The following is a 20,406-nucleotide window of genomic DNA, read 5'->3' as shown; positions in this document are numbered from 1 at the left end:
CGGTCACTTGAATATATTTAGTAACAAGCACTTATTTTAAAGTCTTGATTCACTATCGTCTGGTACCGTTCGTGCTTTTGAATACGGATTTCCATTATAAAAAGCCTTCAGGAGGTGTTCCGTATGACTAAACCTTTATTTACCGTATCCCGTGAAGACTGGTCGCTGCACCGCAAAGGGTATCAAGACCAGACCCGACATCAAGAAAAAGTACGTGAAGCGATCAAGCAAAACCTGCCTGACCTGGTGACGGACGAAAGTATTGTGATGTCGGACGGCAAGCAGATTGTGAAGGTGCCTATACGAAGTCTGGATGAATACCGTTTTCGCTATAACTACAACAAGAGCAAGCATGTCGGTCAAGGGGACGGTGACAGTCAGGTTGGCGACGTGCTGGGGGTTGATCCCCAGCCTGCTTCAGGCTCGGGCAAAGGCGAGGGCGCCGGTGATCAACCCGGAGAAGATTATTACGATGCGGAGGTTCAAATGGAAGAGCTGCAGTCCATGCTGTTTGAAGAGCTGGAGCTTCCTAACCTGCAGCAGAAAGAAAAACATAATGTGACGACGAAAGAGATTATATTTAACGACATCCGCAAGAAGGGAATTATGTCCAACATCGATAAGAAGCGGACGATTCTGGAAAATCTGCGCCGAAACGCACGCGGGGGCGACCCGGGGATTCACCATATCAGTCCTGACGATCTTCGGTTCAAAACGTGGGAGGAAATCGTTACGCCGCACTCCAATGCGCTTATCCTGGCTATGATGGATACATCCGGATCCATGGGAGTGGCAAAACGAACCAAAGTCTGCTTAGGCCAAGGCCCAAGGCAGACTTTTTTTCATCGAAATTATAATACTCCCTTTAACGGAATGGAAATGGAAAATTCCGTTATGCCATTCTCGCTTTTCAGTTGTATGGACCCATGATAGCGTTCCACCAGCTGCCGCACGATATGAAGCCCCAGGCCGGAGTTTTTCCCATTCTGTTTTGACGTAAAGCCCGGCTGAAATATCTTTCCCTGAATATCCGGGGCGATCGGATTCCCCCTATTCATCACCTTGAGCTGCAGCTGATGGTGGACGACCTCGCCTTCCACCCGGATAAACCTGTTTTCCGGATTCAGCTCCATGGACGCGTCGAACGCATTATCGATTAAATTGCTTAACAGCCTGACAATATCCGTCGCCTTCACCGGGCTCAGCTTTACTTTTTCCATCTGGCTAAAGGCATACTCAAAACGAATTTGCTTGCTCTCGGCTTGCGTGAGTTTGGCCTGAAACAAGGCGATGAGCGGCGGGTTGTTGATATTCACCAGATCATTGACTACCCGTATTTCGTCTACCAGCGTCTTCGTATAGGAATGTAATTCCTCGTACTGCTTTAATGTCAGAAAAGCATTGATCGTTTGAATATGATTGATAAAATCGTGCCGCTGTTCCCTGATCGATTGAAACAAAGTTTCGATATCGCCGGCATAGGCGTCCTGTACATCCTGTACGGCAAGTTCTTTATTGCGGTTGTACAATATAAAAATGGAAGCAATAATAGCCAGAGAAATGCCGATGCAGATCAACATAAATAACAAAGTATTGCTGAATTGTTTCTGCAACAGCTGCTGAATCTCCGTATAGTCATACGAGATTTCAATTAAAGGGGGCGTCCCGGCAGCATTGTATTTTATATAATCCCCATGGATCGGAGTTAAGCTTTTGAACACCTGCTTCCCTTCGGATATCGTGGTATAAAACACGGTATTCTTGGTCTCAAGCGCCTTTTGGCCAAACTCCTTGTCATCGGGTGACTTGTACCGGTATTTTCCAAACAAAACAAGCCGTTCTGAATACCAATTGCTTGGAGTAGGGTTCAGACCGAGATGCTGGCGGTTCATCAATTTATCCGAATTCAGTACCGATATGTCCAGTCCGATATGTTCATTTTCTTTCGTCAGCCTGCGAATGGCATCTTCAATGCCGGTTAAGCTTTGATATGTGCGGAAGTCGGTATTATGTACAAAAGGATTAATGATATAATTCGTCGTTCCATCATAGTAATAGCCCCATTTGTTCACGCTCTCCGGGTTGGAGGTCGCCGTGTCGAAGGGAGAGCTCCAGTAATGAGGCAATGCCTGTCCCATGCCGACATCCACATCCTGAAGATCGAACAATTGATGGAATACTTTGTAGATCGTATCCCAGCCCTTGGAGCTTACATTCAAATCTTTAGGGTCTGAAGACCTCACACCTACGATATCGTCCGCTGTCCGTTGGAATAAGGTAATATGATTAACGCCAAGCTGCCGGCTCAGCTCAACAAGCTCTTGATTATCTATGTTGCCAATGTCGGGATCAAGCTTGAATTTGGCGGCTATCGCTGCAGTACGGAGGTTTTGCCCGATGAGATCCTCTACAAACTTCTCACCGGTCGCCGATTGTTCGAGGCTCATCCGAACGCTGTTGTAAAGCAGCAGCATTCGATCCATTTGATTTTGGATGATGATGTCTTTCATGTGCTGGTAATATATGAAACTCAATGTCATCAACACAAGGATAAAAACAAGGGACGTTTTGAGAGGTATTTTCTTTAATAATACCATGCGGCCACCTCTGTTCGATATGATAAACCATGTTCTAAATATAATTATAGCCGATGTTGTATGAATTTGTCGAAGCCGGACGATCAAGCGGATGGTTGCGGCCTGCCGCTTCGATTCCTCAGGGACTGTTTAAGACAAGCCATGAAAAAGGAGCTCTCCCAACAGCAGTATGATCTGTTTACGGGAGGGCTCCGAAGCCTTGCGCTTAACGTCCAAAATCAAAGTGATATTTAATATCCAGGTGCCTGTCGGTCAATATTATATTTTTGATCACCTCCTGCAACAAAACCCGTGTCCGCTCCAAATCCTGAAGCTCCAGCTTTTTAAATTCATCCAGGTAACGGTCAAGCGATGATGCTTCCGTTATTTGTTCGGCCAGCTCCCCGAGTTGTTTCTCCAAAAGGGCGGTTTCTTCGTCAAGCCGCTGGATCTGATTCTTCATCTCAAGCATCTGCCGTTGATAGGTTTTTGCATCGAAAAGTTCCCTTTGCTGAAAAAGATCGACCTGATTTTTCCTCCACTTTTCCCGCGTTTGCCGCTTTACCTTCATCTCCTGCCGCAGCCGCTCCATTTCTTTCTCTTTATTTACGGTAATCCTGAACCAGTCGTTAGGCAGCTTGTCCAGCCGGGTGCGTATAAGTCTAACGACGGCCCCCTCCAGCTCGTCGGCGTTTACATTCGCTTGCGGGCAAACCTCGCGGCCGAACTTGTGATACGTTTTGCAGATGTAGTACCGGTACTCCTTGCCGTTGTAGGATCGTTTTTGGCAAATCATCCCCTGATTGCACTTGCCGCAGATCAAGATACCGGTAAGCGGATGGTAGGCCCGCCTCGGTGCACGGTTATGACTTTTGGATGAAAGAATCCGCTGCGCCTCATAAAACGTTTCCTTATCGATTAACGCCTCATGCGCGTTCTCAACGATTTGCCATTCGGTCCTATCCATCCGCAGCTGTACCTTCTTCTTCGTCATTTTCCCGCTGTCGTCATATTCCCGCTGCAGCTGATTGCGCCTGGTGCCGTAAACCACATGGCCGATGTAGGCTTGATTGCGAAGCAGCTTGTTCACACTTTCACGGCTCCACAGATTGCCGTTTTTGGTCCGGATGCCCTTTTGATTCAAATATTCGGCTACTTTAAAGGTGCCCATGCCCTTGTGCACATAGAGATCAAACACGAGGACGGGAATATCCTTCCGTTCGGGATCGATCTCAAGCTTCTTCGTTTCCCTGTTGACTTGATATCCAATGGGGGGCTCTCCTCCCCACTGTCCCCTGCGCGCCTTCTGCTTTCTGGCGCTGCTGACGCGCGCTGATATTTTTTTGCTCTCTTGTTCGGAGAGGACGGACAAAATATCAAACGTGATGTTATCTTTATTGAGCGAGTCATAATTATCATTAATGGCTACGACCCGTACGCCGTATTGTTCGAACATCCCGATGATCGCCGGATTCTCCTGCTTGTCACGGCCCACCCGGCTGACTTCCTTGAAAACCAGCAGCTGAAACCGATGATTTTTGGCATCCTGTATGGCCCGTTTCATTTCGGCGCGGTCAAACACACTGGTGTAGTAACCCGAAACCGCCTCATCCCGGTAAAGGATAATATCCGTATCATCGTACTGCCGGCCCAATCGGCTGATATATTCCTGGCATTGGCTGATTTGATTCTCAATCGAATCCCCTTGCTGATCCGTACTGACCCTCGCATAAATCGCACATTTTATTTTTTCCTGCTGCATGAGTGTTCCCCCTGGCTTGAGTTCATTGTAAAGGGATCATCAGAAGGTTCAAGCGCCGCATGAATCGGATCGTTCACGGATACTTGGACGTCCACCCCGTACTTGGTTCTGGCGAATTCCGCCACCCTGACTGCCATCCAATTGGATACAGGCTTATCTCCGTCCACCTCATTGAAGGTAAAGTTCATCTGACCGCCCTCCATCCATGTCATCCCTTACCTCAATGTATGTTGAAGAAAGCTTGTCTTATGTGCCGCTCTTTCCTGTGGACAAAAGATCCGGCAGCAAAAAGAAAACCTTTCGCAGAGCCTCGCTCTGTGAAAGGTTCGTTGCAGACTGTTGATGACCGGTTATCTTCCCATCCATCCGCCGTCAACCGTTAAAAGTTGTCCGTGAATATAATCGGAAGCGCCCGAGGCCAGGAAAACAATACTGCCCTTGAAATCGTCCGGCAAGCCCCATCGTCCGGCCGGAATGCGTTCCATAATTTGACGGCTTCTGGTTTCGTCCTGCATTAATGCCGTATTCATATCCGTGGCAACATATCCGGGGGCAATCGCGTTCACATTGACATGGTGCCGTGCCCATTCATTGGACAAAGCCTTCGTTAATTGGGCTACGCCGCCTTTGGCCGCAGCGTAGGCAGGTACGGTAAGCCCGCCCTGAAAGGACAGCAGAGAGGCAATATTGATGATTTTCCCTTTCTGCCGCGGAACCATATGGCGCCCGGCCTGCTGGCACAACATCCAAACCGCCTTGAGATTGACGTTGATGACATCGTCCCAATCGGATTCGGGAAAATCCACAGCCGGCGATCTGCGCTGGATTCCGGCGTTGTTCACCAGAATATCCATCTTCCCGAAAGCGGATACAACCGAAGGGACCGCATTCTTCACATCGTCCGGCCGATTCATGTCGCAAGGAATGATCGTGCATTTTCTGCCGAGCCGTTCGATTTCTTCTTTTAATTGCTTTTGTTCCGCAGAACGCTGCAGGAGAGCAATATCCGCCCCCGCCTCCGCCAAAGCTAAAGCCATGGCATAGCCGATTCCTCTGGTCGCACCGGTAACCGCCGCCACTTGGCCATCCAACCGAAATACATCAAGAATCATGATTAGTCCTCCAACGGGATTAAGGTCGAATAATAATTTTTAAGGCCTCTTCAGGATTTTCCATCAGCGCAAATCCTTCCGCAATCCGTTCGAGAGGCAGTTCATGCGAGATCAGACCGGAAAGATTCACTTGATCTCCAGCCATGAGGGCAATGGCCGTTTGAAAATCGGTTCTGCTGTAGCAGCGTGTCGTGGTCAAGCAAAGCTCCTTAAAATGCATGGCGGCCAAATCGACCGTCGGCGGCTGTTTAAATAAGCTGACTACGACGATTTGCCCCTGAATTTTGGCCACCTCCGTCATTTGTTTGGCAGTGACGGAAGTTCCGGCTGCTTCAAACACGACATCGGCACCTTTGCCGCCGGTTAAGCTTTTGATTTCTTGAGTGATATCCGTCTGCCTGGCATCAAGGACCGTCCACCCGAGTTCCTGAGCTTTCGCAATCCGGTAAGGGCTTACATCGACGGCAATAATCCGTCCCGCTCCGCTGCGCCTGGCGACCATGCCGACAAGCAAGCCGATCGGACCGCAGCCGATAATGACGACGTCGTCGCCGATTTTAACATGGGATCGGCGAACCGTATGGACGGCTACGGCTAACGGTTCCGTGAGAGCCGCCAAGCTGTCGGATAAATGCCCGGGATACCGGTGCAGACGGTGCACAGGCACCTTGGCATACTCGGCAAATCCGCCGTCCATATCGATTCCGATAAGACGAAGCGTTTTGCATACATGGGTCTGTCCGGCAAGGCAAGCTTCACATTCCCCGCAGCTCAGGGTAGGCTCTATAACAACGCGTTCCCCGGGTTGAAAGGAGCTGTCTCCGGCCACCTTTTCGATCACGCCGCAAAATTCATGCCCCAAGGCAAGGGGCGCTTTGGCCCGGGGATGCTTTCCGGCATAAATCATCATATCCGTACCGCAAATGCCTCCCGCCAGGACGCGGATCAACGCTTCTCCATGGGTGGGTTCAGGTATCGGCAGCTGTCCTGGCACCACCTTTTTTTCTCCCAGATAAATACCGGCTCTCATCCCGTTCATCCTTCCGTCTTTGATTTACCATGCTTATGATGGCCGTCGTTATCGTTCAAAAAAGAACAAGCTTTGTGAGACGGTTTTAAAGGCTTCCGTATAATGATCTTTGGCCGCTTGCCGGATATGCTCCTGATCCCCTTCAGAAATCGCGTCCACGATGGAACGATGCTGATGGATCAGCTGCGGCACCCCTTCCACAGCCCGGGCAAACCGGTTTTTAGTGGCTACCAGCAGGGCGGCAAATATGATAGGCCGAATGCCGTTCCATAAGCGGAAAATCCTTTGATGGTTGCAGTAGCGTATCATCGTTTCATGAAATTCCATATCATATCGAGAGAAATCGACATCGTCGTTATGCTTTGCAGCCAATTCCATCTTGTCTATGATATGCAGCAGCGTATTTCTTCTGCTTTCATTGAAATCATGTGAGAGGCGCTCCATTATGAAGCCTTCGATCAGAATGCGAACATCATAAATTTCCTGCATATCTTCCGGGGTTAGGCCAAGAATCACAACCCCCATGCGTTCCAGGCGGATCAGCCCTTCATTTGAAAGGGTTTTCAACGCGTCCCGAACGGGGCCTCTGCTTGTGCCAAAGTCCGCGGCAATCTGATTCTCGGACAATACGGAGCCTTTCTCCAGTTTTCCGCCAATGATTTGAATTCTTAGTTCATTGGCTATTTTCTCGCCTAAAGGCAGCCCTTCCATTAAGGAGGCCGGAAATTCAGTATTCATCGGTGTCCCTTCATGATTGGATGATTTCGGTAAACTTGTTAACAAGTTTACAGTTATAATTTTACAAAGAAATTGAACATCAATCAATACGTTCAGGAAAAAAACATAGGATTTTATCTTAAATGAAATTCGCCTCGAATTTACTTTTTATGGACTTCTTTGAGGCGGCGTTGCAGCAAAGGCAAATACGGCCCCTGCCGCCCAGAAAAAAATCATCAGCCATAAAACAGGATTGTAATTTCCGAGGCGATCGTATGCGAATCCCAGCTGCATCGGACCTACAGCCGAACCGAACACCATGGCGAACGTCGTCATGCCGCTGATTTGAGCCAGGTGTCGGCGGCCATAATAATTGGCCCATATGACCCCCAGAGGCACATTGATCAGCCCTTGTCCTACTCCCCATGCGACAGCAAACAGGAAGATCATCATCTCCGATTGTGCTGCAATGAGAAGTATCGGGGCCAACAGGTTGATGACAAAGGTTAAACCAAGCATCGCGTGGACCTTGACCCGCTCGACAATGAATCCGGCGATCAACGAACATGCGAAGCTGATCAAAGGAATAAAACTCAAGATCCAGGCGATCGTCGTTCGATCGATCCCATGCTCGTTCAAGATCGAGAAGATATGAATCGTGATTCCGCCATATATCATTGGCGGCACAGCCGTGCAGCCCATAATCAACCAGAAGGATTTGGTTCTCATGGCCTCGCGAAGCGTCCAGGCATCTTCGGCAGCCGGAGCTTGCGAAGATGCCTGATCCGAGCCCGGCAGCATATGATCCGGTAACAACCCGACATCTTCCGGTTTATTTCGCACAAGAAAAAAAGCTGCAGGAGCGAAGCAGCATAAGATCGCTGCACCTAACACCCTCCATGCCGCAGGCCAGCTAAAGGTTTGAATCAACCAGTTATTCAATGGGGGAAAGATCGCCGCTCCGAGCAATCCTCCCAGGCCGGCATAACTTAATGCCCGGCCTCTCTGTTTGACAAACCACTGGGAAACCAGGGTGTTCGGAATAAGAAACATCGAGCCCTGTCCTAACAAACGGATCATAAAAAAACCGATAAACAGAGTCAAGGTCCCCGCCACAAAGCTGTTCCACCAGCATGCCAATCCCAATAACACAGCGGTCCACGTCATCATGACCCGATGCCCGAAACGGCCAGTCAATTTCCCCACGGCAAACAATAAGAATCCGGCAGTCAAAGTAGCCAATGAATACAGGCTTGAAACCGTTGTTCGATCCATATGAAAGTCTCTCATATAGAATTCAATAAAGACCGAGTTCGAATAAGCTTGGCCCGGCCCGGAAAAAAAGATGCCCAGACCGCTTATAAAAACGATACACCAACCGTAATAAAATGAGGTTTGAATGGGAACAGATTGCGTGTAGGAACGATTTGAAGCCATGTCGTCGTTTGAATATGACACGAAATTCCTCCTACCTGTGGAGTATCTGTTTTTAAAATGTTTTATTTAATGCCGGAGGTTGCAATGCCCTCTACGATATACCGTTGGAAAAATAAAAACATTAAGAATACCGGTACGATGGATAGCACCGACATGGCAAACAGTGAACCGAGCGCTGCCTCCCCGCCCGCATCGGTAAACATTCGAAGTGCCAGCGTAACCGTATATTTCTTCACGCTGCTGAGATACAAAAGCTGGCTAAAGAAGTCGTTCCATGTCCAAATGAATGTAAAAATCGTTGTCGTCACGATGGCCGGAGTCGTCAGCGGCAGAATGATCCGTGTATAAATGCCGATGGGACCGCATCCGTCTACGGTTGCTGCTTTATCCAGCTCCCGCGGCAGGGAACGAATAAATTGCACGGTGAGAAAAACAAAAAATCCTTCAACGGCAAAAAACTTCGGTACGACAATGGGAAGTATGGTATTGACCCACTCCAATTTATTGAAAATAATATATTGCGGAACAATCAGAACATGCAAAGGAATCATCATGGTCATCAGCATCAGAGCAAACATCACTTTTTTCCCCTTGAATTCCAGGCGCGCAAAAGCATACGCCGCAAGCGAGCACGATATGATATTCCCGATCACGGCTAGTCCGGCCATAAGCAGCGAATTAAGGTAAAAGGTCGTAAATGTCGTCCCCGATGTCCCCTTCCAGCCTTTGATGTAGTTTGAAAGCGTAAGGTTTCTCGGCCAAAGACTGTTGTCTGTCAGGATGGTTTCCGTAGGTTTAAATGAACTGATGAGCATCCATAGTACCGGGTACAGCATAATGATGAACCCTGCGATGATAAGTGTGTGAAGCAGCACCTTTTGTATTCGAACATTGTTTGCCATTTGATCCGCCACCCCTAATCCGCGTAATGAACCCACTTTTTCGTCGTCAAAAAGATCAGCCCGGTGAAGCATGCGATGATGATAAGCAGTGCCCATGCCATGGCGGAAGCGTAACCCATCTGGAAGTTGCCGAAACCGTTCTGATACAAATAAAGCGTATAGAATAACGTCGAATTGACGGGTCCGCCCGTTCCGTTACTGATAATGTAGGCCGGCGTAAAGGCTTGAAACGAACTGATAATCTGCATGATCGCATTAAACAATACAATAGGGGACAGAATGGGCAGAGTAATATGGAAAAATTGACTCCACTTGCCCGCACCGTCCAGGGATGACGCTTCATAATAATCCGGGGGAATTTGTTTAAGTCCAGCCAGAAAGATCACCATCGGAGAGCCAAACTGCCACACCTTCAGAAATATAATGGACCAGATGGCATAATCGGGCGTCCCCACCCAGCTTGGCATATCGATCCCGATCAAGCCCAACACTTGATTGACCATTCCGTGATCACCGAACACCTGCTGCCAAAGAATGGCAATCGCCACACTTCCTCCGATGAGAGAAGGGATGTAATAGACTGCACGATAAAAACCAAGCCCCCGTATGCCCCTGTTTAAGAGCAGCGCCAAAAAAAGAGCAAAGGCTAATTCTAACGGCACCGCAACCAGCACATAAATCAACGTGACCTTTAGCGCTTGCCAGTACTGCGGATCCGAGGTGAACATCGTTATATAGTTTTTTAGTCCGATCCAATCAGGAGAGGATACGAAATTATAGTTCGTAAACGAAAGATACAACGAGCTGAGGATCGGGATGGCGCTGAACACCAGAATTCCGATCAACCAAGGTCCGAGAAAGAGATATGGAATGATCCATAACCATCGCTTGCGGTTAAATAATATCGACATAGCATGAGATCTCCTCTGTATAACAGGAGCTCAAGCGTTAGCCTTTGAGCTCCTGCCCTATGATTTGACTTATCGGTTCAAAATCTGATTCGCCTGGGCAAAGAAATCGTCTACCGCTTGTGGAATGGTTTTCTTGCCGAAAGCGATAGCTTCGTTATTGGAAAGCAGCAGTTTTTGAACCGATGTGCTGCCGCCCGGCATCGTTGGATAAGGCTTCGTAGACGGCATCATTTCATTAACGAAAGCGTACTCCTTCTCCTCCGGCTTGCCAAGCAGCGGCTTGATCACTTCCTGCATGGCTTTGGAAGCCTGCGGACCATGCTCACCTTTAAAGATTTTAGCCGCATCCGGATCGTTCACGACGAAGTCAATCAGCATGGCCGCTTCCTTAGGATACTTCGTTTTTGCGGAAATTCCCAGCGAAGCCACGATCAGAGGAACCTTCTTTTCGCCGTTCGGGTCCATAGGATAGCTGACGATACCGAGTTCATCTTTCGTGCTGCCTTGATAGATTTTTAACTGGTTGGAGCTTTTGCTGATCATCGCCACCTTGCCTCTTGCCAGCATCGACTGTTCCTGTGTTTTATCCCCTTGCTCGGATTGAATGGCCGCAGGCGGGGTCAGGCCTTCTTTTCGCATTTGATCCCAGAACGTAAACCAGTCGGTTAGATCCTTCTTATCGATGCCTAGCCCGTTCTCTGTAAACACCGACTTGCCCCTTTGCTGGGCGTACAGCTCCAGCACCCTGTACACGCCGCCTTCATCCTCCGTTGCCCAAGCATCATTACCCAACGATTTTTGAAGAGCCCTCGCCGTCGCAACATAGTCATCCCAGGTCCAGTTGTTTTTAGGCATGTCCAAACCTGCATTTTTAAACATAACCGTATTGTAAATAACCCCTGTAATATTGTGTCCAAGGCTGATCGCATACAGCTTGTCATTCACTTTGCCTCCGCCAACGTCAACCGGATCGAAATCCTTCACATTCAAATCGCCCGATGCGACTAACGGATCCAGGTCAAGCATCATATTTCGCTTTACAAAGTCAAATTGAAAGAAGCTGCTCGTTTGCATCACATCCGGCGCGTTGCCTCCGGCTGCTTGCGTCGTGAATTTTTCCGCATATTGGTTCTCGGTCGTGAATTCACGCGAAACTTTAATGTTTGGATGCTTCTGCTCAAACAAATCGAAAAGCTGATTCATTTTATCATGGCGTGCTTGTCCGCCCCACCAGGCCACACGCAGTTCCACTTTCTCCCCGCCGTCGGACTTGTCCGCATTAGCGTTCGCGCCAGTAGTCTCTTCGCCTCCGCAACCGGCTAACCCTGCAACCAACGCGGCAGTCATTATCGGAAATAACACTTTTTTAGGATTCATGGATTTCCCCTCCGTAGAATTGATGTTATTGAAACCCCTCTACTTCCGTTCTGCTTGGAAACGATGCTTGTGCGCCAAAGCCGGTTACCGACAGCGCAGCCACTTTTTGAGCAAATCGAACGGCCTCCTCTAACGAACCGCCTTCGGCTAAATAAACGCCCAGTCCCGCATTAAAGGAATCGCCGGCCCCTGTCGTGTCCATAACATCGACTGTATACGCTTTCAAACGTTGTACAGCCTCTCCCGCAGAATAAGCGACTCCTTCACCGCCAAGTGTCATGACCACTTGCCGGACACCCTTGCTTTTGAGATCATGTATGATTTCTTCTACATCGATATCGCCTTCGGCCCGCCCGGTCACAATGAGCTTGCCTTCCGTTTCATTGGGTGTAAGGATATCGATTTGCTTCAGAAGAGCCTCCGGCAAAGATCTGGCCGGGGCGGGATTTAAGATCACCGGAACCTGATGGCGGTTGGCGATGACGACGGCTTCTTCCACCGTCTCCATCGGAATTTCCAATTGGATCAACACCACATCCGCTTCACGAATGATCGACTCCGCTTGACGAACATATTCGGGTGCCATTCGGTCGTTGGCTCCGGGTGCAATGACGATGCTGTTCTCGCCGGATTCACTTACCGCAATCATGGCCACTCCGCTGGAACTGCCGGAAACCGTCGTCACATAATCCGTATTCACATTTGCTTTATGTAAGTTATCAAGCAGCTCTCGCCCAAACCCGTCATCGCCGACACAGCCTACCATATGTACATGCGCCCCCAGCCGGCTTGCAGCCACCGCTTGATTGGCGCCTTTACCGCCAGGCATGGTAGAGAATGTGCCGCCTTTAATCGTCTCTCCTTCTAAAGCAATTCTCGGCGCCTTGACGACAAGATCCATATTTAAACTTCCGACAACTACAATTCGCGCCGGTTGTGTCACATTAACCCTCCCACATGAAATCTGATTTCTTACTCGTTTATCTTCATATCCTGCGCAGCGTAATGCCGTTCCATCTCGTACAGTTTCTCCACTCTACGCCGGAATTCTTCTTCCGTGCTGAATTCCGCTTTCAAAAAACTTTCGAGCAGCTCGACCACAATCACAGGGCCGATAATTTGGGCGCCTACGCACATCACATTAACATCATCGTGCTCAACACACTGATGCGCGGAGTAAATGTCGTGGCAGACGGATGCCCGAATGCCCGGAATTTTATTAGCCGCGATACACGCCCCGACACCTGTTCCGCATACCATAACGGCCCGCTCCACTTCGCCCGACAGGACTGCCTCACATACCGTTCGCGTGATATCCGGAAAATCAACAGGATTACTATCGTACGATCCGAAATCCTTCACCTCGTGTCCCATTTCTTGCAAGGCGGATATTACTGTTCCTTTTAACGGAAAACCCGCATGATCTCCTCCGACTGCTATTCTCATTTTCTTTTTCCTCCAAATGATGTTTACGTATATTCTATTTGCCTTTCACTGCTGGTTAAAAATTTTACTTATCCGCCTAAATTCGGATTATTTTTTGGTTAATCGATTAAATTAAGCTGCATAAAAAACGAGAGAATCGTTCGTACCTGACTGTCCGCTGATATCATAAGCCCGATAGGACGTCTCTCGGTCGATCGAAAACGCCGTTGAACGAATTCCCGCCCGAGCAGCCGCAGGAATGCCGGATGATCAACGCCGGATCCATGTACATAATTTCTCTCTTCACTTGCTTGTCTTTAATTCTCGCCAGTATTAAGTTTGCCGCATGCACACCTTGATGGTAAGCGGGTTGCCTTACCGTAGTAATCGGCGGATCTACGATCTCCGCCCAGTCGGAGTCATCGTAACCCAAAACTGCAATCTGATCGGGAATGCGGAGTCCCGATTCCTTCAAATATTTGTATGCCCCGAGTGTCATGGAGTTGTTGGAAATAAAGACGGCGTCCGGTTTTGTGTCCTGTTCCATCAGTTCTTTCATTTTGTCGTAGCCGCTCTGGATGTCGAAAAGCCCTTCCTTTACCAGTTGATCCGATTCCGTTATGCCGTAATCCTCAAGCGCTCTCCTATATCCGGTCAATCGATCTTTACCCGTACTAACGGAAGAAGGCCCGGCAATAATTGCAATTTTACCGTATCCATGCCGGATCAGATGTTCAGTAGCGATATATGCCCCTTGTATATTATTCGTCATAATCACATCGGAATTCATGAATTCCGGGCACCGGTTCAGGAATACGATCGGTACCCCCGTTTTCTCCAGTGAACGAAAATAATCGCCCGTATTCCCGGCGGATGAGACGATTAGACCGTCTACCCTTTGACCTATTAACACGTCGAGGTACTTTCGTTCTTTCTCCAGTGAAGAATCCGTATTGCACAGCAGAATGCTGTAGTTGCTTTTGGCAAGCTCTTCTTCTATTCCTCGGACTACAATGGAGAAGAACGGGTTGGCGATATCGGAGATCAGCAGCCCTATAATTCGGGATTCCTGTACACGCAAGCTCTTGGCTACGCTGTTGGGCTGATAATTAAGCGCTCTGATCGCAGAAAAAATTTTGTTCTTCACTTCTTCGCTGACATATTTCGTTTCGTTTAAAGCATTGGATACCGTAGCCGTGGAAACTCCAGCCATTTTGGCTACCTCTTTGAGAGTCGCCCTCTTCAATTAGCGGTTTCACCTCCTTTTTAATCGTTTAACCAGAGTATAAACCTGAACGATCCTACTTGTCAATACAAATGTAATCGCTCTCTTCATCATTTCCATGTGACTTTGATCACAGATAAAGCCATTCAAATCACATATAATGCAGACGTAAAGAAACCAACAGCGGCATGCCATACAATCTCAAATGGGAGCTGAAGCTTATGAAAATCGTAAAAATCAATAAAAACAACCATCGTTTTAACGGCCTTATTCCAGTTATCCTTATCTTGACTGTGGTCATTTGTTCTCCGTTTCTTTATTTCCTGATTCAACTTATGCTTGGAAATGAAGCTGAATTTATTTATCACCCGTTTGAATATAAATAAAAGCCCAAAACCTGGCCCGGCTTCAGCAGCAGTCGGGCTATCTTTCATTACCTCCCGCACAGCGCCCCTTTTTGGCTTCTCCATCGGATACTTACAGATTACTCAGCCTTGCGGAATACTCGCAATGAACCAGTCTACTTATGCCATCCCCAAATCCATGGGCTCCTTTGAAAAATATATCGCCCGCAGCTTCTTTTTCTGGATGACACGCTTTCTGCGCACAAAATACGAACATGTGGAAATCATATTTATTGCTCACCATACGGAAGCGAAGGTAGTTACGGAGGAAGAGTTCTTCACCAAGGGCGAGAGCGGCGGAACCATATGTTCCTCGGCCTACCAGCTCGCGGTGGATTTGATCGACCGTTCATACCCGTCATCGCGCTTCAACATTTATCCGTTCCATTTCTCCGACGGCGACAACCTGACCTCAGACAATGAGCGGTGCGTAAGGCTGATCAACGAACTGATTCAACGCTGCAACCTGTTCGGCTACGGCGAAGTGAACCAATACAACCGCAGCAGCACCCTGATGTCGGCTTACCGCAACCTGCACGATCCGAAATTTGTTCATTATGTGATTCGCGAGAAGGGAGAAGTATATAAAGCGCTCAAGACCTTTTTCCCCAAGGGAATCGAAGGGAAGGTGGCAAGATGAACGCCGACGATATGAAGCAGCTTGAATACGCCATAGCGGAAATTACGGAGATCGCCGAAGGCTTTGGCCTGGATTTTTATCCGATGCGTTACGAGATCTGCCCGGCGGATATTATTTATACCTTTGGGGCTTACGGGATGCCTACCCGCTTTAGCCACTGGAGCTTTGGTAAAACCTTCCACAAAATGAAGATGCAGTACGATTTCGGGCTCAGCAAAATCTATGAGCTCGTCATCAATTCCGATCCATGTTACGCGTTTCTGCTTGACGGCAACTCGTTGATTCAAAACAAGCTGATTGTGGCGCACGTGCTGGCGCACTGCGACTTTTTCAAGAACAACGTTCGCTTCTCCAAAACCAACCGCAACATGGTCGAGAGTATGTCCGCAACGGCGGAGCGTATCCGTCAATACGAGATCGAGTATGGTATAGATGAGGTCGAGAAGTTCATTGATGCCGTATTGGCCATTCAGGAGCACGTCGATCCGCTTCTTATCAAGCCGTATCACCGGCAGCGCGAGGAACGTGACGCCAATCTTATCACCATGAAAGAACCCAAAGAACGCACGTTTGGTTATGAAGATCTGTGGGATTTGGATGATCGCGGCCAAACTGAGGATAAAAAGCCTGAAGCCAAAACGAAATTTCCTCCGGTCCGGCAAAAGGACGTCATGCTGTTCATCGAAGAACACGCGCCGTATATGAAGGATTGGCAGCGCGACATTATGACGATGCTGCGCGACGAAATGCTCTATTTCTGGCCGCAGCTCGAAACGAAAATCATGAACGAAGGCTGGGCCTCTTACTGGCATCAACGCATCCTGCGCGAGCTGGACCTGACGGATGACGAGACGATCGAGTACGCCAAGCTCAATTCCTCGGTCGTGATCCCTTCGCGGCACAGCCTGAATCCTTATTATCTCGGGCTGAAAATTTATGAAGACATCGAGAAGCGATGGGATAACCCTTCCGAAGAAGAGCGAAAGCGCTTTGGCCGGAAGGGCGGCGAAGGAAGGCAAAAAATATTCGAGGTACGGGAGTGCGATTCCGACATCTCGTTCATCCGCAATTATATGACGAGGAAGCTGTGCGACGAGCTGGACCTCTATGTGTTTGAGAAAAAAGGGCCGGAGTGGAAAATCACCGACAAGTCATGGGAGAACGTTCGCGATCAGCTGGTCTATTCCCGCGTCAACGGGGGCTTCCCTTACATTGCCGTGGAGAACGGCGATTACGAACGGAAGGGAGAACTCTATCTGATGCACATGTATGAAGGGATGGAGCTGGACTTGAAGTATGTAGAGCGCACCATGCCTTACATTTATCGTCTCTGGGGCAAAACCGTCCATCTGGAAAGCGTGATCGAATCGAAGCCGGTGCTTTTCACCTATGACGGCAGGAAGCATAACCGGAAGTTTCTTTAAATGCTCAAGCCGCGGCAGCTCACTGTGCCGCGGCTTGATCGACTTTATACTTATACGCCTTCGCAGCCTTTCTTCCGCAGGACCTCATCCACCCAGCTTCGGTCAATCGTCCCTTGCTCAATATCAGCCATGATCTTGCGTTCGGCAGCCATCGTTTGGCGGACCTTCCCGATGAGCGCTTCCGCATGTTCATACGGTACAACCACAACACCATCCATGTCGGCCAGAATCACATCGCCGGGACGGACAATGACTCCTCCCAACTGGATCGGAACATTAATTTCGCCGGGGCCGTCCTTATATGGACCGCGATGCGTTACACCCTTGGCATACAAAGGGTAATTCATATCGCGAATCGGTTCCATATCGCGGATTGCTCCGTCAATGATAAAGCCTTCAATTCCGTTTTTCTTTGCTATGTTAACCATGATCTCGCCCATGATGGCGTTGGTCAGGTCGCCGCCTGCATCGACCACAATGACATCCCCCGGACCTGCCATATCGATGGCTTTATGAACCATCAAATTATCGCCCGGCCTGGTCTTTACGGTAAAGGCGGAACCGACCAGGGTTCCACGGGTGTGAATCGGACGGATCGACGCATCAACCGCGTTCAGACGGTTCATGTTATCCGACAGATGAGGAGTGACGAACCCGCGGTATGTGTCCAGTACCTCATCCGATACGTTCCTTACTTTCGGCAGTATGCGAAAACCGATATTGGTCATTAGAAAGCTACCTCCAGACGGGCATTTCTAAAACCGATTTCTAAAACCGGTTTTAGAAATGCCGAAATAAAATCGGGACTTACTTGTATTGCGTATAAACCACTTTTAATTCCGTATAAAAATCTTTATTCGTCTGACCGATGGAATATGCGCCATGACCCGAATGCTTCACGCCCCCGAACGGCATATGGCCTTCGCTGATCGTACCGTTATTGATGTGGATCATTCCGGATTCGACGTCTTCCGTAAAATCATAGGCCCACTCCAATTGATCCGTAAAGATGGAGGCGGTCAACCCATATTCCGTATCGTTGGCTACGCGAACCGCTTCTTCAAACGATGCCACGCGGATGATCACAAGAACCGGCCCAAAAATTTCTTCTTTCGCCACCTTCATATCAGGCGTGACCCGAGTAATCACGGTGGGCTCGAAATAAAACCCCTTATCATAGATGCCGCCCGTCAATCTGCTGCCTCCGAGAACAATGGACGCCCCTTGCTCTTGCGCGGATTTCATATATTCCTGAATCGTATTTACTGCGTCTTCGCTCACAACCGGACCGATTTGGGTCCCCGGGTCCATTCCGTTGCCGACCCGATACTGCTTCACTTTTTCAACGATCAGCTTTTCAAGCGATTCTGCATGCCGTTCCAGAACGATGACCCGGCTGATGGCGGTGCATCTTTGGCCGGCATTCGTGTAAGCGGAATTCACAATTTCAGTGGCGGCTCTTTCCAAATTCGCATAATCGGCAACGACAGCCGGATTTTTACCGCCCAACTCCAATTGGACCTTGGTAAAGTTTTCAGCAGCCAGTTTATTGATGTTTCTGCCGACATGGGTAGACCCTGTAAAAGAGACCCCTCTTACCAGCGGATGGCTTACCAATGCGTCACCCACTTTGCGCCCGCTTCCCGTAACCAGATTGACCGTACCGGCCGGAAGTCCCGCTTGTTCGAACAGTTCCGTTAAAATGACCGCTGTGAGAGGCGTCTGGCTCGCCGGTTTCAACACAACCGTGCAGCCGGCGATGAGAGCGGGAACGATTTTTCGCAATGGGGTGAGAATAGGAAAATTCCATGGTGTAATGGCAGCTACCACGCCAATCGGAACGCGCACGACAGTGTTTGTTACACCTGTACGGTCGCTAGGCAGAGTGATTCCCTCCAGACGGGCGGCTTCCCCGGCCACATACCGCATTTCCTTCACGCCCCGGGCCGCTTCGGTAAATGCCTCTTTGTAAGGCTTTCCCTGCTCCCGGCACAGCGCTTCAGCCAACCGTTCTTTGTTCTCATCCAATAAGGCGATGAAACGGTAAATATATTCAGCCCGTACGGATGCGGGCACCTTTCTCCAGCTTTGGAACGCTTGATGCGCAGAGACGACCGCCCGATCCATATCTTCTGCCGTAGACAGCGGGAAGCTTCCCACCACATCATCTGTATTGCCCGGATTGACGATTTGATAAAACTCTCCGGTGCTGCCGTTTACCCATGCTCCATTAATATAATTTTGGTACACTTTCGTTTCGGTTTGCCTCGCGCTCATGATTGCATCCTCCTGTACATGGTTAAATGGATTGTCTGACGATTTCTTTCAAATCTTCCAACGTCGGTTTGCGGGGGTTGACCCATACATTGCCGCTTTCCATGCCTTCCTTGGCAATATAATCCAGATCCTCCTCCGTTACGCCGTATTCTCTGAGACCCGCAGGAATCCCGATGTCCTGATTTAATTTTTTAATGGCTTTGACGGACAGCTCGGCCGCTTCCCTTAACGGCAGTCCTGCCGTGTTTTCCCCGAAAATCTCGGCGATTTCCTTGAATTTTTCCAAATTGCCGACAAAATTAAATTGCATCACCTGCGGAAGAAGAATGGCATTGGCAGTACCATGCGGAACTTTAAACTTCCCGCCTAACGGCATACATAAAGCATGCGCCAGGCCTAACCGCGTAGGGTTAAAAGCCATCGCCGCAATCGTGCTCGCCAGCAGCATATCATAACGCGCTTCCAGGTTATCTCCCTGCACGACGGCTTTGCGCAAGCTTTTTGCAATCAAGCGCATGCTTTCGCGGGATAAGGCTTCAGAAATCGGCTGCGTCGCCTTGTTCACGAACGATTCAAGAGCGTGCGTCAAGGCGTCCATTCCGGTTGCTGCCGTCATCGGGCCCGGGAGCGATAAGGTGAGAGCCGGATCGCAGAGCGCCAGCGTTGGTGCCAGATATTTACCGCCTATGCCGAATTTGCGATGGTAATCTTTCTCCGAAATGACCGTCCAAATCGTCACCTCGCTGCCCGTTCCCGCCGTCGTCGGGATACAAATGATCGGCAAGCCAGGATTGGGAATATGATTCAAACCGGCATATTGTGTGATTTTCCCTTCGTTATTCACCATCACCGCCACGGCTTTGGCAGCGTCCTGCGCACTGCCGCCTCCAACTCCGATCACAAGATCGGCACCGAAAGCTTTCGCCTCCGCCGTCGCGATTTCAATCGTTTTGACATCAGGCTCCCGTTCCACTTCGGTGAAGGTATGAAATGTGATATGAGCCTCTGCAAGCGGCGAAGTCACTTTGTCCAGAATCCCTGCTTGCGCAACCCCGGGATCGGAAACGATGAAAACCTTTGATCCTTTCAAGCTGTCGATCCACTTGGGAAGCTCATTTACGGCATGGACGCCAAAGGCGATCTCCGTCGGCAGTTCGTACGTAAAAACCCGGCTTAATAAGTTCATG

Annotated in this window: 19 protein-coding genes and 1 pseudogene; 3 read left to right on the top strand and 17 right to left on the bottom strand. The window is 49.2% G+C overall.

The genetic code is table 11. The annotated features are described in order from the left end of the window. Positions 1 to 123 precede the first annotated feature (123 nt). Entirely contained in the window at positions 124 to 930 is an 807-nt protein-coding gene (locus IJ22_RS01960) for a DUF444 family protein (protein WP_256380584.1), read from the top strand. Here the strand turns inward: IJ22_RS01960 and IJ22_RS01955 are convergent. The 14 genes from IJ22_RS01955 to IJ22_RS25530 form a co-directional block, all read right to left on the bottom strand. Continuing rightward, positions 852 to 2,597 (bottom strand): sensor histidine kinase, encoded by a 1,746-nt coding sequence (locus IJ22_RS01955; protein ID WP_054817142.1) that lies wholly within the window; start codon positions 2,595 to 2,597, stop codon positions 852 to 854. The two genes, IJ22_RS01960 and IJ22_RS01955, sit on opposite strands and share 79 nt — an antisense overlap. A 205-nt stretch (positions 2,598 to 2,802) precedes the next feature. Then, a complete protein-coding gene (locus IJ22_RS01950) occupies positions 2,803 to 4,338 on the bottom strand; it encodes a recombinase family protein (protein ID WP_062406862.1) in 1,536 nt (511 codons plus the stop codon). Continuing rightward, entirely contained in the window at positions 4,320 to 4,526 is a 207-nt protein-coding gene (locus IJ22_RS01945; protein WP_062406860.1) for a hypothetical protein, read from the bottom strand. The genes IJ22_RS01950 and IJ22_RS01945 overlap by 19 nt, the downstream gene beginning before the upstream one ends. 162 nt (positions 4,527 to 4,688) lie before the next feature. After that, entirely contained in the window at positions 4,689 to 5,450 is a 762-nt protein-coding gene (locus IJ22_RS01940; RefSeq protein WP_062406858.1) for an SDR family oxidoreductase, read from the bottom strand. 19 nt (positions 5,451 to 5,469) lie between these two features. Then, complete coding sequence (locus IJ22_RS01935) at positions 5,470 to 6,480, bottom strand: zinc-dependent alcohol dehydrogenase (protein WP_062406857.1); 1,011 nt, start codon at positions 6,478 to 6,480, stop codon at positions 5,470 to 5,472. A 48-nt stretch (positions 6,481 to 6,528) separates the two neighbouring features. Beyond that, positions 6,529 to 7,218 carry a GntR family transcriptional regulator gene (locus tag IJ22_RS01930; RefSeq protein ID WP_062406855.1) on the bottom strand — a complete coding sequence of 230 codons (690 nt, stop codon included), beginning with the start codon at positions 7,216 to 7,218 and terminating at the stop codon, positions 6,529 to 6,531. Between the two features lie 147 nt (positions 7,219 to 7,365). Continuing rightward, positions 7,366 to 8,655: an MFS transporter gene (locus tag IJ22_RS01925; RefSeq protein ID WP_145862486.1), complete on the bottom strand. Its 1,290-nt coding sequence runs from the start codon at positions 8,653 to 8,655 to the stop codon at positions 7,366 to 7,368. A 41-nt stretch (positions 8,656 to 8,696) separates the two neighbouring features. Continuing rightward, complete coding sequence (locus IJ22_RS01920; RefSeq protein ID WP_062406851.1) at positions 8,697 to 9,536, bottom strand: carbohydrate ABC transporter permease; 840 nt, start codon at positions 9,534 to 9,536, stop codon at positions 8,697 to 8,699. Between the two features lie 14 nt (positions 9,537 to 9,550). Next, positions 9,551 to 10,447, bottom strand: coding sequence for a carbohydrate ABC transporter permease (locus IJ22_RS01915; protein WP_062406849.1), 897 nt, complete (start codon positions 10,445 to 10,447; stop codon positions 9,551 to 9,553). A gap of 69 nt (positions 10,448 to 10,516) precedes the next feature. Next, positions 10,517 to 11,824, bottom strand: coding sequence for an ABC transporter substrate-binding protein (locus tag IJ22_RS01910; protein ID WP_054817136.1), 1,308 nt, complete (start codon positions 11,822 to 11,824; stop codon positions 10,517 to 10,519). Positions 11,825 to 11,849: 25 nt separating this feature from the next. Then, entirely contained in the window at positions 11,850 to 12,767 is a 918-nt protein-coding gene (gene rbsK / locus IJ22_RS01905) for a ribokinase (protein ID WP_062406847.1), read from the bottom strand. A gap of 29 nt (positions 12,768 to 12,796) precedes the next feature. After that, a complete protein-coding gene (locus IJ22_RS01900) occupies positions 12,797 to 13,270 on the bottom strand; it encodes an RpiB/LacA/LacB family sugar-phosphate isomerase (RefSeq protein ID WP_062406845.1) in 474 nt (157 codons plus the stop codon). A gap of 163 nt (positions 13,271 to 13,433) precedes the next feature. Then, positions 13,434 to 14,495 (bottom strand): LacI family DNA-binding transcriptional regulator, encoded by a 1,062-nt coding sequence (locus tag IJ22_RS01895; RefSeq protein ID WP_137669872.1) that lies wholly within the window; start codon positions 14,493 to 14,495, stop codon positions 13,434 to 13,436. 125 nt (positions 14,496 to 14,620) lie between these two features. Continuing rightward, positions 14,621 to 14,908 (bottom strand): hypothetical protein, encoded by a 288-nt coding sequence (locus tag IJ22_RS25530; protein WP_082660620.1) that lies wholly within the window; start codon positions 14,906 to 14,908, stop codon positions 14,621 to 14,623. 106 nt (positions 14,909 to 15,014) lie between these two features. Here IJ22_RS25530 and IJ22_RS01885 point away from each other — a divergent pair. Continuing rightward, a pseudogene (locus tag IJ22_RS01885) lies at positions 15,015 to 15,518 on the top strand (DUF444 family protein); the annotation flags it as partial. After that, entirely contained in the window at positions 15,515 to 16,942 is a 1,428-nt protein-coding gene (locus IJ22_RS01880) for a SpoVR family protein (RefSeq protein WP_054817132.1), read from the top strand. The pseudogene IJ22_RS01885 and the gene IJ22_RS01880, both read left to right, overlap by 4 nt. A 50-nt stretch (positions 16,943 to 16,992) precedes the next feature. On the opposite strand, the gene IJ22_RS01875 is transcribed toward IJ22_RS01880, so the two are convergent. The 3 genes from IJ22_RS01875 to IJ22_RS01865 form a co-directional block, all read right to left on the bottom strand. Further along, entirely contained in the window at positions 16,993 to 17,670 is a 678-nt protein-coding gene (locus IJ22_RS01875; RefSeq protein WP_054817131.1) for an RraA family protein, read from the bottom strand. Between the two features lie 79 nt (positions 17,671 to 17,749). Continuing rightward, a complete protein-coding gene (locus tag IJ22_RS01870; RefSeq protein ID WP_062406841.1) occupies positions 17,750 to 19,219 on the bottom strand; it encodes an aldehyde dehydrogenase family protein in 1,470 nt (489 codons plus the stop codon). 22 nt (positions 19,220 to 19,241) lie between these two features. Next, entirely contained in the window at positions 19,242 to 20,405 is a 1,164-nt protein-coding gene (locus tag IJ22_RS01865) for an iron-containing alcohol dehydrogenase (RefSeq protein WP_062406839.1), read from the bottom strand. Position 20,406 lies beyond the last annotated feature (1 nt).

Source organism: Paenibacillus naphthalenovorans, from assembly GCF_001465255.1.
Taxonomy (GTDB): domain Bacteria; phylum Bacillota; class Bacilli; order Paenibacillales; family NBRC-103111; genus Paenibacillus_G; species Paenibacillus_G naphthalenovorans.
The sequence above is the reverse complement of the archived record's forward strand: the minus strand, read 5'-3'. Positions and strand labels throughout refer to the sequence as shown.

Excerpts from the sequence above, each read along its gene's own strand:
- IJ22_RS01930 (WP_062406855.1), bottom strand. The coding sequence starts at position 7,218 with ATGAATACTGAATTTCCGGCCTCCTTAATGGAAGGGCTGCCTTTAGGC.
- IJ22_RS01880 (WP_054817132.1), top strand. The coding sequence starts at position 15,515 with ATGAACGCCGACGATATGAAGCAGCTTGAATACGCCATAGCGGAAATT.
- IJ22_RS01940 (WP_062406858.1), bottom strand. The coding sequence starts at position 5,450 with ATGATTCTTGATGTATTTCGGTTGGATGGCCAAGTGGCGGCGGTTACC.
- IJ22_RS01945 (WP_062406860.1), bottom strand. The coding sequence starts at position 4,526 with ATGAACTTTACCTTCAATGAGGTGGACGGAGATAAGCCTGTATCCAAT.
- IJ22_RS01870 (WP_062406841.1), bottom strand. The coding sequence starts at position 19,219 with ATGAGCGCGAGGCAAACCGAAACGAAAGTGTACCAAAATTATATTAAT.
- IJ22_RS01935 (WP_062406857.1), bottom strand. The coding sequence starts at position 6,480 with ATGAGAGCCGGTATTTATCTGGGAGAAAAAAAGGTGGTGCCAGGACAG.
- IJ22_RS25530 (WP_082660620.1), bottom strand. The coding sequence starts at position 14,908 with ATGAAAGATAGCCCGACTGCTGCTGAAGCCGGGCCAGGTTTTGGGCTT.
- IJ22_RS01950 (WP_062406862.1), bottom strand. The coding sequence starts at position 4,338 with ATGCAGCAGGAAAAAATAAAATGTGCGATTTATGCGAGGGTCAGTACG.
- IJ22_RS01865 (WP_062406839.1), bottom strand. The coding sequence starts at position 20,405 with ATGAACTTATTAAGCCGGGTTTTTACGTACGAACTGCCGACGGAGATC.
- IJ22_RS01910 (WP_054817136.1), bottom strand. The coding sequence starts at position 11,824 with ATGAATCCTAAAAAAGTGTTATTTCCGATAATGACTGCCGCGTTGGTT.
- IJ22_RS01915 (WP_062406849.1), bottom strand. The coding sequence starts at position 10,447 with ATGTCGATATTATTTAACCGCAAGCGATGGTTATGGATCATTCCATAT.
- IJ22_RS01955 (WP_054817142.1), bottom strand. The coding sequence starts at position 2,597 with ATGGTATTATTAAAGAAAATACCTCTCAAAACGTCCCTTGTTTTTATC.
- IJ22_RS01960 (WP_256380584.1), top strand. The coding sequence starts at position 124 with ATGACTAAACCTTTATTTACCGTATCCCGTGAAGACTGGTCGCTGCAC.
- IJ22_RS01920 (WP_062406851.1), bottom strand. The coding sequence starts at position 9,536 with ATGGCAAACAATGTTCGAATACAAAAGGTGCTGCTTCACACACTTATC.
- IJ22_RS01875 (WP_054817131.1), bottom strand. The coding sequence starts at position 17,670 with ATGACCAATATCGGTTTTCGCATACTGCCGAAAGTAAGGAACGTATCG.
- IJ22_RS01900 (WP_062406845.1), bottom strand. The coding sequence starts at position 13,270 with ATGAGAATAGCAGTCGGAGGAGATCATGCGGGTTTTCCGTTAAAAGGA.